This window comes from Pigmentiphaga litoralis, from assembly GCF_013408655.1.
GTDB classification, from domain to species: Bacteria; Pseudomonadota; Gammaproteobacteria; order Burkholderiales; family Burkholderiaceae_B; genus Pigmentiphaga; species Pigmentiphaga litoralis_A.
This window is the reverse complement of sequence record NZ_JACCBP010000002.1, coordinates 552,682-565,078: the sequence shown is the minus strand read 5'-3', so window position 1 is coordinate 565,078 and position 12,397 is coordinate 552,682. Positions and strand designations below refer to the sequence as shown.

Genomic DNA, 12,397 nt, shown 5'->3' with positions numbered 1-12,397 from the left:
ACAGTTAGGTCATTTCAAATCGAACTTGCCGGCCGCGACCAGCTTTTCCCAACGCTGCGTTTGCGTATCCAGGTAGGTCCCATAGGCCTGCGCATTCAGGGTACCAGGCTCGGCGCCGATCTGATTGAGCCGGTTGCGGATGGCAGGCGTGGCCATGCCCTCCAGCAATGCGGACGCGATGCGGTCGACTGCCGCCTTGGGCGTACCCAAGGGAGCAACCAGTCCGAACACCGATACCAGGTCAGTATCAGGCAGACCGACTTCTGCCAGCGTGGGCAACTCGGGCGCGCCGGGCCAGCGTTTTGTCGAGGTGACAGCCAGCGCCCTGACGCTACCCGCCTTGGCATTCGCAAGCCCGTTGATCAGGTTGTCGAACATGAGCGGAATGCGGCCGGCAAGCAGGTCCACCTGCGCGGGGCCCGTCCCCTTGTACGGAACATGCAGCATGGGTATACCGGTGGCATCGGCGAACAGCACACCCGACAGGTGACTGACGGTGCCCAGACCCGCCGACCCATAGCTGAACGTGTCCTTGCCGCTGGTCCGTCCGATGTCGATGAATTCCTTCGCGGTATTGCCCTTGACCGAAGGATGCACGACCAGCACGTTGGGGGACTCGGCCAGCAGCACCACGGGCATGAATCGTTTGGTGATGACGTTGTCTTTTTCCCGCGCGATCACCGGGTTGACGATGTCCGCCACGACGTTGACCAGCAGCGTGTTGCCATCGGGCTTGGCGTTGGCCACGGCAGTCGCCGCGATGGCGCCACTGGCGCCGGGCCGGTTTTCCACCAATACCGACGCGCCCAGCCTGGCGGTCAGGACTTCCGCCGCGATGCGAGCCACCGCATCCGTCGGGCCGCCCGGCGCAAACCCCACAACCAGCCGTATCGGTTCCGAGCGCGCCTGCGCGCTGACCATGCCGGGGCTCAAGACAGTAACGGCAACCAGATTCAACAGCAGTGTCCTCAACAACATATTCGTCTCCTAGTTTTTTCTTTTTGAAATTTCAGGACCGCAAAGGACTATCCAGGCTGGGGGTCTTATGAAGGGTTGAAGAAGTCGAAGGCACGCTCGCGCGGCGCGTCCCACACCAGATCGAACCCCACCACCGTTTTTGTCCAGGCACGTTGGCTGTCGATGACTTTCTTGAAGAAAGGGTCGGCAGACAGGTCTTCGATGACGGTGGCCCACGCCGACAATTGCGCATCCAGAATGCTTTCCGGCGCTTGAACGACGGTGATGTTGTCGACCACCTTCAGCTGTTCCAGATCGCGTGGGTAATAGACCATTTGTTTGTATGCCATCGACGATGACGCAGCGTCCCCGGCGATCTCCAGAATGCGCTTCACTTCATCGCCAAGCGCATCCAGTCTTGATTTGTTGAAGATGATCTCAAAGCACTCACACACCTGGTGGTAGCCCTGAACGATGTACAGGGGCGCAGCCTTGGCCAGGCCGACCTGACGGTCAATGGTCGGATTCAGATATTCCGCGGCATCGACACGACCGCTCGCCAAGGCTTCTGCCGTTTCGTTTCCGGGAATCAGCACGGGCTCCATGCCCATCACGCGGCATACGTCTGCCGACAGTCCACCGGTCCGGAACCTGAGGCCTTTCAGGTCCTCCGGAGAATGAATGGGTTTCTTGAACCAGCCCAACGGCTGCGTCGGCATTGGCCCCACCAGATACCCGGAAATATTGTGGCCGTGGATTTTCTGAACCAGTTCGTCATACAGCGCCTGGCCGCCGCCGTGACGCATCCAGCCCAGCATTTGCGTGGAATTCCAGCCGAATGAGGGCGGCGTGGTGAACAGGGCATACGCCTTGTCCTTGCCATACTGGTTCGACGCCACGCCATGGGCCGCATCCAGCGCGCCCGACGCCACCGCGCCATACAGATCGCCACCGCGACTCACCACCGCCCCGCGCGGCAGCATCTCCAGGCGCACCCGCCCTGCTCCGATCGTATTGACGATATCGACGTAGTCCATGGCGAACTCGTGCAGCACCGAGTCCTCGCTCCAGACGGCCTGGATTTTCAACGTAACGTCGTGTGCCTTCGTTGAAGACGACTGACGGTTGCTTGTTTGGTCTGACATTGACTCGCGATCCTGCTAAGAAGGGGGTGAAAGCGCAACCTGCGCGGCGACAGCACCATGACGAGCACACGCACACGGGTACGCAGGCAGCACCCTCACGCAGCGACTGATGACCGTCGCGCGTGATCGTGGCCGGCCCCTACCCGCGCGCACGTACACAGCGGCGCAGACACAAGACTGTCCATACCGCGGGGTTCAACTCAATCGCTTTTTGGCAGATCGGCGATGTGCGTGCCCGCATCGATCGCAGCGCACTTGATTTCCTCGTCCTTGACGGTCTTTTGCGCCATGACCAGGACTTCTTGCGCGCGCGCGATCGGGATGAAGCACACCCCCGTATCGTCCGCGAACACGATGTCTCCGCAACACACCCGCACGCCGTCGATCTCGACGTCGCCATTGATCTCCACCGTCTCGACCCGCCACTTGCCCGTGCGCGGCGTGATCTCCGATGCCCACACCGGGAACCCGACCGAGCGCGAATGCGCCACATCCCGCACGCCGCCCATCACGATCGCGCCCACCTCCCCGTGCCGCTTGCCCAACTGCGCCGAAATGCCGCCCATATTGGAAATCCCTGGCACGCCCTGGATCACCAGCACGTCGTCAGGCTGAGCAAGGTTATGCGCCTCGAACTCCGCCATCTTGTTCACCACCGCCCGCGCCGCCTCGTACTCATGACCCCGCTGCATGACATTACGAACCGTCAGCGCCGTGCCGACCATCACCTTGCCGGGCAGCGTCGGCGCCAGCGTGGACGCTCCCACCACGCCCGGAATCCCCAACCGGTCCATCACATCAGACAGCACACCGCTTGCGTCGCCCAGCGCGCGGTAGGCAGCCAGCAAGGCCGGATCGGCACGAGGCACGGCCATCTGGCGAATGCGGTCGGCAGCTATCTTTCCGGTCAGTCGCTTTTCCTGTTGCATGGAATGTCTCCCCTTATTGATTGCGTTGGATGGACCGAATTCTTGTGCATGGGCAAGGCCCGCTCAAGCGATTTAAACTGCGGTTCAGTTGAGTTTTTCAGAATCGAGATGCGTCATGAGCCTCCCCCCGCTGAATGCTGTTCGCGCTTTCGAAGCCGTGGGGCGCCGTGGCAGCGTCAAACACGCTGCCGAAGAACTGTCGGTGACGCCCGGCGCCATCAGCCGCCAGATAGGTCTGCTGGAAGAACACCTGGGCATTAGCCTGTTCAAACGGTCCCACCGGCAGGTCACCCTCACCCACAGCGGCACGCTCTATCTGCAAAGCGTGAGCGACGCCTTGCAGCGCCTGAGCGATGCCACCGATGAAATTAAATCAACCAAAGGCCGCGACCCCCTGCACATCTGGTGCCCCATGACGTTCGGCCTGCGCTGGCTCGTGCCCCGCCTGCCGGCCTTCCGCGCCGCCCAGCCCGACCGCGACGTCGTGTTCACCACGTCACTCGGCCCGATCGACTTCAGCGCGCGCACCACCGACGTCGCAATCCGCATCGGCCAAGGCACCTGGCCCGGATGCGCCAGCCACCGGCTCGTGGATATCGAACTCACGCCGGTCTGCAGTCCGGCGCTGTTGGAACGTCTGGGGCCGATGACCCGGCCCGGCGACCTTACCCGCGCGACGCTGCTGCAGTCCGCCGCCCGGCCCGGTTATTGGCGGCAGTGGCTGGAGGCTGCTGGTGCGTCTGACATCGATCCTGATCGAGGTATTACTTTTGAAAGCGTCAGCCTGGCGTATCAGATGGCGATGAATGGGGCGGGGGTGGCTTTAGGGCAGTTGGCGCTGGTTGAAGAGGATTTGCGGACGGGGCGGCTGGTCGCGCCGTTTAGGCAGCGGACGGATTCGGGGGATGCGTTTTATTTGATCTATCCGAATCGGTTGATTGGGGATCCGTTTGTGATGTTGTTTCGGGATTGGCTGCTGGGGGAGGCTGGGGGTGGGGGTGTGCGGACCGCTTGATCGCAACCGGCTCCCTGATGGACTAAACAGCAGGGCCAAACAAAAGGACGAAAAAAAGCCGCTGACTGATCGCAGTCAACGGCTTTTCATGTCTGGTGCCCGGGGCCGGAATCGAACCGGCACGCCTCGCGGCGGGGGATTTTGAATTGGTGATTCGCAGCGTTTCTGCAGGGACGGGTCAAATTCGTGCGCAGGTTGAAACAAGTAAAGGTTTCTTTAGATCAGTAGATTGCCGAATTTTAGGTGAAGTGATAAGAAATGCTCGCTATGCCTCGACGGTACCGAAATTTTGGTGCAGTGGTATGAGAAGACATTTGCCATCTGCTAATTGCTGCTTGCGTCGCAGAAAATAGGACACGCAGTGTCTGCCACAAACGTTTCTGTTGTCGGCTATCGTTCACAGGGACGCTTTGAAAGTGCGTAGGCAATCCGTGGTTATGAGGAAAATGAAGCGTTACTCGGTCACACCCTTTTTATGCTTTCAGAAATGACGAAGTTGAGCGGCGAACACTTCGAGAAATAGTCGAGCGTGTAGTTACGTTCGGCCTTTTTTAGTGTACGGGTTCCTGACGCCGAAGCCCACGATAGCCAGTCAGATTGACCAGTCTTTAGGATTTCGCTTCGAAGTTCCTTCATGCCATAGCCTTGTTCCGGTATTTCAAGCACCTTAGCTTGTGCAATGCGGAAATCTCGAGACAACTCGTACAGCCTCACTAGAACTTCACCATAGCAGCCTGCGCCCATCAAGTGGTCCTCTACCAGACAAGCAATCCAGAACAATTGGTACTCAACGAAATATGACTCGCTTTTAAGATAGTCCAGCAGAATAGAAGAAAGTGCTGGCTTATCCGTGATCGTTGCGCAGAGCGAATATAGATGCTTAATCAGATTAGGGAATCGTCTAAGCAGAGTGGGAAGGTGTTCGAGGATGTCGTCGCTATGTGATCGCAAGAAGCCAAGAATGAGATCAGCGTCTGCCTCTTCAAGTGATTCGTCTCGGAGTAGCGTAAGTAGTGACGTGACCTGCTCATTCGAGAGGCCTAGCACAACTTCTTCTTCTACCTCCACAAAATCAACCCCGGATGCTCCTTCAAGTTGCGCAATACCCTGAACTATATGACTCAGCGAGTCATGAAGTGCGGAAAGGGTATCTTCAACTCGTCCAGAATTGTTGTCAAAATGCGTCTTGCTGGGGTTTACATTTAAGCCAAACTGTCCTAGCAGTTGCTGTATGCGATAGAAATCTTGGCGAAGGACAGCCTCGTCGTTGTCGAAGAGATTAAAGTCATCCATAAACCTCGAGATTACTGTTGATTTCAGCATGCCCGAAAGATCGACAAATTTTAAGAATTCATTGCCAACCATCTTTGCTGGATAGATACCGTGAGGTAAGAAGTCGACGCTTCTGCCTGCGTTAATTTCTCGAAAAAACTTGCCAACGGCATCAGCGTCGGCTTCAGATACACCATCATTGCCCGCAAACCAGTGGGCAATGTCATGGTGATATAGGGAATTGAAGTAACAGGCAATATCGAACTGCAGGCGATGGCTGAAGGAGGTTGCGAGCTCTTCAATGCTGGCCTTGTAGTCAAGGTAGGCTGTATGGACTGAGATAGGTTCTCCGTCCTTGAACCGATAACCAAAACTCCGTCGCTCGTTACTGACTTGTCGTCGAAATAGGGCTTTGTTTCGGTACACAACGTCATAGAGGAAGTATTCCGCTACAGGGTCCAATTTGACAGTGCGGCGGAGGTGCCCGCGAGGCTTTGTGGCGTGAACTGTCTGCTGTGGCAGAAAACTATCAGCGGGGTGATCCTCTGAAAGGACCCGGCTAGATATGTACGCTGCCAACTCTTTCTCATAATGCTCTAGAACAATCAGATTGGTCTTCATGGGAAAAAGTGTTCCTGAAAAGTCTGCTCTTATAAAATCTGCTGTTCCTGCCATTTTGGCCGCCTCAGTGAATTGGTTAACGTGAATACTTTGCGGCAACGGTTAACAAACGATTCCGTTGACGTCTTGCAAGGACCTTAGACCCGGCGCTCTCTTATGCATAGTCTCCATAGGGAAGATCGGCGGCAACTGCTTGCCCTGGAGTGACGAGCCAACGGTATAGCTGTTCTCCAGAGAGAGTGCCTTCGCAGTATCGCAGAAGCGCTTCTCCTAGATCGACCGCTTCGATCACGGCTAAACGGCTACATGACGCTATTACGCTGGGAACGCTAGGGTCGACACTCGTTTGGCATAGAGTCACACCAAAAGCGTCCTTGTACCCATGAACCTCTGAGGCGGCTAACACTTCAACGGCTCGGTTAGGATCAACTAACTTACCTGTTTCGCGTGACTTAAGTTCCAGGATCAGGGGCGGAAAACTGGGCAGTTGGACGAAATAGTCGAGCGCTCCCTTCTTACTGTTGTCATCCAGCCGTTTGTTTTCTATTTTCAAGAAACCTAACACTTCCTCGAACGCTCGCTCGAAGTCATTTCCAGTAGCTAGATAAAAGAAATCTATCAGGTGCTCTTTTAGACATTTTTTTGGCACGTTTTTTTGCATTTGGGCTGCTCTGGTTCGCCTTCCAAATTCGGCATGCGTCGCGAAGCCAGTTTGCCTTGGCCTGGAGGCCGGCTTTCACCCCAATAAGCGCTGTTGTCCTAGCAGCATCAGCATCGGCCGACCCCTGCATTAACGCTTCCGGTGACGTAAGTCCTGCTGCATTAAGGGCTAATATCTCTTCCCTTCTAAGCAAATACGGAGAACCAGGCGTACATAGGCCTACCATCCATAGGACATTGTCAGGAAGGCCCTCGGTCAAGCGATAGAAAAGGCGTTTTATCGCACGCGGCAATCGAGCTGAAAGCTTGAGTGTGCTGTCCTCCAGGCGAAGCGCGGCTGGGCGATTCGATTTTGGGATGCGTGCGTCACAAGCGGCTGAACCTATTTCGGCCATCCCTTGCAACACCATCCGAGATCGCGAAATAGCTCTCGCAACATGCCGGCTCTTAAGTTCTCGAGTGTTCCCTCCAACTTCCAAAGGGCAGCACCATCTATCCATTCGCATGAAAACCACGTGGCGTTGACCGGTGCGATGTCCGCGTGCCACACCAGCAGATAGGGCTTCATACTGAACATCGTTTAACGCAAGTTGTCCATCACTGTCACTGAACAGCCAATTCTGTGCAAGAAGGACGGACATGCCGTGATCAACCGGAAGTGCATACTTCATGAGTGTCCGCTTAATTACTGGTGCTACTTAACGGCACGACTAGCAATGAAAGGCTGAAAAAACTTCCTAGAAAACAATTTCTGTTTTTCTCGGAATGCAAGTTTTGTTTTCAGGACGAACTATCTTTATTGTTCGATCCTCAAGGGGAGAGTCGGTCATACCCCACCCGGCAACAGCCGAGTTCGGCCCGGGGAACCCAGTGGCTGAGATCACCAGCGGCCGCCTAAATTATAAAGAGAGGGCCCAATTAAGCAATGGCAGTGCTGCTCGAAGATCTATGTAATCGTTGAACTTCAGGTTGACGGCGGAGCCTCCTTTGTCGTTTCAGCAGAGGCAAGCAACTTTTCGATGGCAGCCATATCCTCTAACTTTAGGTTAGGATTTTTGGCTGACATGGCGAGAAACAGAGCGCTGTTCTGTATAAACATTCGGGCAAACAAGCCTCGTCGAATCCCCTTGTTTGTGTGTCGAAGGTCCTTTCGGACTGCGAGTAGAAAGTCTTCTGTGAGGAAGATTGATTTTGCGTCGGGAAGACCTTTTGCGAGGTGATCTTTCCACGCAACAAATGCCTCAATGACGTCCGGACCGCCCCAAAGCACGAGCTTGCGAGAAAAGTCTTGGAAAAACAAGATCAGATCGTGCTCGCCGACATTCTCGCCACTCGAAAAGTAGACCTCAAAAAACTTTTTCAAGAACTCATCGTAAACCTCCGTTTTTTTGTCTCTGTATAACGCGTCGAGCTCTTTCTTCCGCTCAAAGTACTTCCCAAGAACAACCGTCAGCGTTGCCACAAACACAGTTGCGGCGGCTGCAATGATAGGAGCACCAAGTTCTTTGGGAATCGTGCTTATATAGCCCGTGAAGCCCCTGACTCCTATAAGGGCGAGCCACCCCACGCTTACCACAAGGATAAGTAGAATGAGAAAACCTATGGCGAGGCGGAATCGTTGCATTTGCATTGCCTAATGTCGACATGAGAGGCCGCCAGGCCCCGCCCGTTGGACGTCCTTGTTAACCGTCGGTTGGTACCAAGAGAATATCTAGAACAATTGACTTCAAGACTTTGTTGACGGGCAAGTAATCAAACTTATCTCGGGAAAAATAGATACCATTCCGCTCAGTGTCTGACAGAGCGCACGACTGCTTATAAAGCATCGATTGATGAAGCTCCCACGGGCGTAGCTCCAATGTCACTCCGTCATGCTGAACAATGACATGCTTAAAATTTCTGTCAGTAGTGATTCGCTTCGCGTGTCCGGACTTTATGGTTTGATAGTTCTTCTCAAGGTCGTCCAGTTGCTCAAGCGCGCGTTCTCTTTCGCTCGTTTGGCTGAGCGAATAAAGAACCGACAGTTTCTTAGTTGCATGGACAACCAGAAGCGCGATTCGATTTGCGCGAGCAAACTCAATTGCTCCACTTTGATAGCCCGAAGAGGTGACAAAGACGCCCTTATGTGCGCGAAGGTCGTCAAGCCTGGACTTGAATTCGAGTAAATCATCGATCCCAACGCGCTTTTTATACTGCTTGCATTCCACTAGAACTAGAATCTCAGTGAGCCAGATTTTCATCCTGTACACGACGTCGATCTGGTGTGTATAGCCAGAAAGTCCTGTAATGCTGACGTCGCGGTTCATTTCGACTATGTTTATTCCGGAGATTCCACCGATCTCTTGATTCAGGAGGGCGACAACCAGCATTTCATAGTTAGAGCTTGTCGAATGATTGTTGGAGGGTGCGGCCACATTTGCCCCAATGAATAACTTACAAGGTATGCTGCTGGCTCTAAGGAGCCACTCTGATCTTGCTGAATCAGTCTATGAGTGAATTAGTTACAAACACAATATCCTACGCCCGGAACAGGCATACGTGCAATGGGCGCACCTATTTGCGAGACGGCACGGTTTGCGGCGCCCCGCGAAATATAAGCAAGCAGGAATCGGGAGCTTTCTGGCTACGGCGACCAATTAGCGGCGGGTTGCAGCTGCGACGCAACCAAGCATCAAGGACGGTGTTCTTCAACACCCGCGGGTTGGAGGTCACTACCGGAGAATCCTGTGCCTATTGAGGTCCTTTGCGTTGAAGTTGCGGCCATTGCTGAACGTTAGGTTTGGCCCTTTTGTCCGATGGGGGCTCGGGGTAGTTCTGCGACTCTCGCCAACCCACAGATCGGCGTAGAACCAAAGAAAAGGCTCTTAACTCATCGGTGAAAGGCCTTTCATTTTAGAAGTGGCTCAGGGTTATTATCTGCGCTTGAACAAGCGCTCGGGCATCCATCAATCGTTGGTCAGGATGACAGCCGCCTTACCCTGCATATCTCCATGAGCCTGATCCGGAATTTTTTTGTAACTAGCACGCATGCTGTCCGATTTTGCCCAGCCATCGGCACCACATATGTGGTTACGGTAATTCAGCTGGGACTGCTTTACGCCCATCACGTCACTGAGTTCAGTGAGCTGCCCCCTTCCACGAAGGTGTAGTTGCTGGTGCACAAGGCTTCTTGTCTAGCTAACGTACCGGAACCGTTTTTCGACATGGGCTTTCTTGCCGGTGTCAGTAGCTTGGTATCCGGTAGCTGGCTTTCCAGCTTCTGCATAAAGTCTTCCGCTTGAAGACGCTTGTAACGCTTGAGCATCTGCATCGACTTATGGCCGCTGATGGCCGGCACCTCTTGATAGCTCAGGCCGGCTTCCACAGACCGGCTGACAGCCTCGTGCCGCAGGTCATGAAAGCGGAAGTCTTAAGGCCTGCTGCTCGTTTGGCGTCGGCTCATGTTTCATCAAATAGGTAGGGCGGGCGGATGCCATCCCTGCCCCTCGCCGAAGAACCAAAATTCGGACTCAGCAGGACGCACTGGGTTGGCAAGTGCCTCGCTGAAGACGCACCTTGCCTCAGCAGTCAGCGGGACGGTACGAGCCGAAAAGTTCTTGGTCCACTCCAGCCGAACGACGCGCCGCTCGATGTCCACTTGCCGGATACGTAGCGTCGCAACCTCAGACAGCCGCATGCCGTTAAACACGGCAATGCGGCCGATCCACACGTACATCGGGTCGAGTGCTTATGTACGGCCTGTAGCAGGCGGTACTGTTCTGCAGGCGTCAATCGCCGGTTGCGGCCCCAGCCGAGGTCGGGCGGCGGACGTTGGATGCTGGATTGAAGGGCAGGCCAATGCCTCGTTCCTTGATCGCGAAGGTGAACAGGTGGTCCAGCAGCGCCAGTTCCAAGTGCACTGCCTTGGTACTGGGAGGCTGTAGCTCGCGATGCTTGTCCGGGTCGCCGGCCATTTTTAGGTGAGGAAACGGCTTGGGTCGAGGCCCGCTCCGTGGGCGTGCCCTACTTGAGGTAGCGGGTCAGCGCCGCTTCGACGGTCATGCGCTCGGCCGGCCCCCGCTGGATGTATACGTTGCGTACCCTTTCGTCTTCGGTACGGCGCGCCCAGGCTTCGGCGTCTCGCTTGGTGTGGAATGGCTTAACCATGGCCGGCCAGCCGGTCTTGCGAATGAGGGCTGTCCAAGTGCTCGAGGAAGTCCTAACGATCGTAGCCATCAGTACTCCGTGTGGGGCTAGCGCCGCATCACTGTACCGAAACCGAACAACTTTAGGAAATCCCCGGTGCGGGGCTTGTGCTGTGAAATCTTCTAATAGCTTGGATTAGCCGAAGATTTGATGGTGGTTCCCGGGGCCGGAATCGAACCAGCACGCCTCGCGGCGGGGGATTTTGAGTCCACTACACAAGCGAGCGTTGGTGCGGGTCTCCGGCCGATCTGTCCAGCAAATTGCGTGCTTTCGATGGCAGGGAGCGTTCCGAAGTGCTGGACACGTTTCAAGGTGGCCAATACTGTATATATATACAGTTAATGTCGACAATGAAACGCCCGCGCCTCACCACGCCCATGGAACCAATGATGCTTGCGAAGCTGCGAGCCATTTGGGTCGACCACACTGACGAAATGCCTCGCATGCTGCTGAACGAGATTGCGCGTCTGCATGGGGTACTGCGACAGGTGGACCAGCTGAGCGCCACTGTCGCCTCTGTATGGCTACAAGAGCGTGGCGGCACTTTGTCCGCATTGCACCAACCAAACCTCTTGCTTGAGCAGGAACCAGCCGTTATGGAACAAAAGGCACGGCGAAGCGGCCGTGGCGTTGCACCCCGCCCCTCCAAGCTTGACATCGACGACGATGACGACGGCTATCTGCCCATCGAATTGGACGAGCCCTCATAGGGTTTGGCCAACTTGGTCAGTTACGATTGCGCAGCAGTCAATCGAGAGGAAAATTTGTGCAGCCACTATCAAGCGGCCGAGGCGGTCGCGTTGCTCGAAAAGAGGTTCCCCGGGGTCTCATGGCCGACCGGAGACCTCGGCAAGACTGACATGTGGCCGAAGTACGCCGGGCTGTTATTCGCCGCCCGCTAGAGCACGACGCTGGCGACGAGGCGGTCCCAGACCGTGAAGGCCTTAGGGGCCGGTGGGGATTGGTGTCCGCGCTGACCAAGGCAGAGGGCGCTGACAAGGCACTGAAGCTGTCGACCTTCAATGCCCGGTCCGAGACTGCGGCGAAGGCGTTCACGTTTGGCAATGCCTGGCGCAAGGCCCAGCACTTCGTCATCCCCGCCGAGGCGTTTTTCGAGCCTGACTGGCGATCCGACAAGGCAGTGCCGACCCGCTTCACGGCGGCAGACGGCGAGCCCTTGAGCATCGCCGGGCTATGGGATCGGTGGCGGTCGCCATCTGGCGAGCTCATTGAGAGCTTTACCATGCTGACGATCAACGCAGACCGGCACGAGTTGTTGCGGGATTACCACCGCCCAACAGACGAAAAACGGATGGTCGTGGTTCTGCCTGCTGGCGCTCATGGGCCTTGGCTTACCTCGTCGGCTAGCGAATCGATGGATTTCATGCAGACCTACCCAGCCGATCGCCTAATTGCTCAGCCAATGGGTTGAGATTTATGATGAATCTACTCAAGCTGCACACCACGCCGATCCGGGCTTGCATGCTTCGATTCGTCGATTGATGGGTACGCAATTTGCTGTTCTAAGCTTGAGTTTTGTGACTTCGTGCCGATATCAAACTTATATTCCTATGCGAATTAAAGTCTGATATGTTGGCTACACCGATGCGCTG

12 protein-coding genes and 1 pseudogene are annotated in these 12,397 nt (G+C 55.6%); 3 read left to right on the top strand and 10 right to left on the bottom strand.

The window, feature by feature from the left end:
- Positions 1-9: 9 nt before the first annotated feature.
- The 3 genes from HD883_RS22645 to HD883_RS22635 form a co-directional block, all read right to left on the bottom strand.
- Positions 10-978 (bottom strand): Bug family tripartite tricarboxylate transporter substrate binding protein, encoded by a 969-nt coding sequence (locus HD883_RS22645; RefSeq protein WP_179589225.1) that lies wholly within the window; start codon positions 976-978, stop codon positions 10-12.
- Positions 979-1,043: 65 nt separating this feature from the next.
- A complete protein-coding gene (locus tag HD883_RS22640; RefSeq protein WP_179589224.1) occupies positions 1,044-2,045 on the bottom strand; it encodes a TRAP transporter substrate-binding protein in 1,002 nt (333 codons plus the stop codon).
- Positions 2,046-2,302: 257 nt separating this feature from the next.
- Positions 2,303-3,031, bottom strand: coding sequence for an RraA family protein (locus HD883_RS22635; RefSeq protein WP_179589223.1), 729 nt, complete (start codon positions 3,029-3,031; stop codon positions 2,303-2,305).
- A 115-nt stretch (positions 3,032-3,146) separates the two neighbouring features.
- Between HD883_RS22635 and gcvA the strand changes: the two genes are divergently transcribed.
- A complete protein-coding gene (gene gcvA / locus HD883_RS22630; protein WP_179589222.1) occupies positions 3,147-4,046 on the top strand; it encodes a transcriptional regulator GcvA in 900 nt (299 codons plus the stop codon).
- 462 nt (positions 4,047-4,508) lie between these two features.
- On the opposite strand, the gene drt5 is transcribed toward gcvA, so the two are convergent.
- From drt5 to HD883_RS27840, 7 genes and pseudogenes are all read right to left on the bottom strand, one after another.
- Complete coding sequence (gene drt5 / locus HD883_RS22625; protein WP_179589221.1) at positions 4,509-5,993, bottom strand: antiviral reverse transcriptase Drt5; 1,485 nt, start codon at positions 5,991-5,993, stop codon at positions 4,509-4,511.
- 100 nt (positions 5,994-6,093) lie between these two features.
- The gene (locus HD883_RS22620) at positions 6,094-6,600 is read right to left on the bottom strand and encodes a hypothetical protein (RefSeq protein WP_179589220.1); all 507 of its coding nucleotides are present in this window, start codon (positions 6,598-6,600) and stop codon (positions 6,094-6,096) included.
- 963 nt (positions 6,601-7,563) lie between these two features.
- Complete coding sequence (locus tag HD883_RS22615) at positions 7,564-8,223, bottom strand: hypothetical protein (protein WP_179589219.1); 660 nt, start codon at positions 8,221-8,223, stop codon at positions 7,564-7,566.
- A 58-nt stretch (positions 8,224-8,281) separates the two neighbouring features.
- Positions 8,282-9,013: a restriction endonuclease gene (locus tag HD883_RS22610; protein WP_179589218.1), complete on the bottom strand. Its 732-nt coding sequence runs from the start codon at positions 9,011-9,013 to the stop codon at positions 8,282-8,284.
- A 689-nt stretch (positions 9,014-9,702) separates the two neighbouring features.
- A pseudogene (locus HD883_RS27850) lies at positions 9,703-10,275 on the bottom strand (site-specific integrase).
- A 91-nt stretch (positions 10,276-10,366) separates the two neighbouring features.
- Complete coding sequence (locus HD883_RS27845) at positions 10,367-10,492, bottom strand: hypothetical protein (protein ID WP_257022602.1); 126 nt, start codon at positions 10,490-10,492, stop codon at positions 10,367-10,369.
- Positions 10,493-10,601: 109 nt separating this feature from the next.
- Positions 10,602-10,745, bottom strand: coding sequence for a hypothetical protein (locus tag HD883_RS27840; RefSeq protein WP_257022601.1), 144 nt, complete (start codon positions 10,743-10,745; stop codon positions 10,602-10,604).
- Positions 10,746-11,173: 428 nt separating this feature from the next.
- Between HD883_RS27840 and HD883_RS22600 the strand changes: the two genes are divergently transcribed.
- Together HD883_RS22600 and HD883_RS22595 are read left to right on the top strand one after the other, a co-directional pair.
- A complete protein-coding gene (locus tag HD883_RS22600) occupies positions 11,174-11,494 on the top strand; it encodes a hypothetical protein (RefSeq protein WP_179589217.1) in 321 nt (106 codons plus the stop codon).
- A gap of 254 nt (positions 11,495-11,748) precedes the next feature.
- Entirely contained in the window at positions 11,749-12,216 is a 468-nt protein-coding gene (locus HD883_RS22595; protein WP_373563454.1) for an SOS response-associated peptidase, read from the top strand.
- Positions 12,217-12,397: the final 181 nt, after the last annotated feature.

Excerpts from the sequence above, each read along its gene's own strand:
- HD883_RS22635 (WP_179589223.1), bottom strand. The coding sequence starts at position 3,031 with ATGCAACAGGAAAAGCGACTGACCGGAAAGATAGCTGCCGACCGCATT.
- HD883_RS22600 (WP_179589217.1), top strand. The coding sequence starts at position 11,174 with ATGCTTGCGAAGCTGCGAGCCATTTGGGTCGACCACACTGACGAAATG.
- gcvA (WP_179589222.1), top strand. The coding sequence starts at position 3,147 with ATGAGCCTCCCCCCGCTGAATGCTGTTCGCGCTTTCGAAGCCGTGGGG.
- HD883_RS22615 (WP_179589219.1), bottom strand. The coding sequence starts at position 8,223 with ATGCAACGATTCCGCCTCGCCATAGGTTTTCTCATTCTACTTATCCTT.
- HD883_RS27840 (WP_257022601.1), bottom strand. The coding sequence starts at position 10,745 with ATGGTTAAGCCATTCCACACCAAGCGAGACGCCGAAGCCTGGGCGCGC.
- drt5 (WP_179589221.1), bottom strand. The coding sequence starts at position 5,993 with ATGGCAGGAACAGCAGATTTTATAAGAGCAGACTTTTCAGGAACACTT.
- HD883_RS22620 (WP_179589220.1), bottom strand. The coding sequence starts at position 6,600 with ATGCAAAAAAACGTGCCAAAAAAATGTCTAAAAGAGCACCTGATAGAT.
- HD883_RS22645 (WP_179589225.1), bottom strand. The coding sequence starts at position 978 with ATGTTGTTGAGGACACTGCTGTTGAATCTGGTTGCCGTTACTGTCTTG.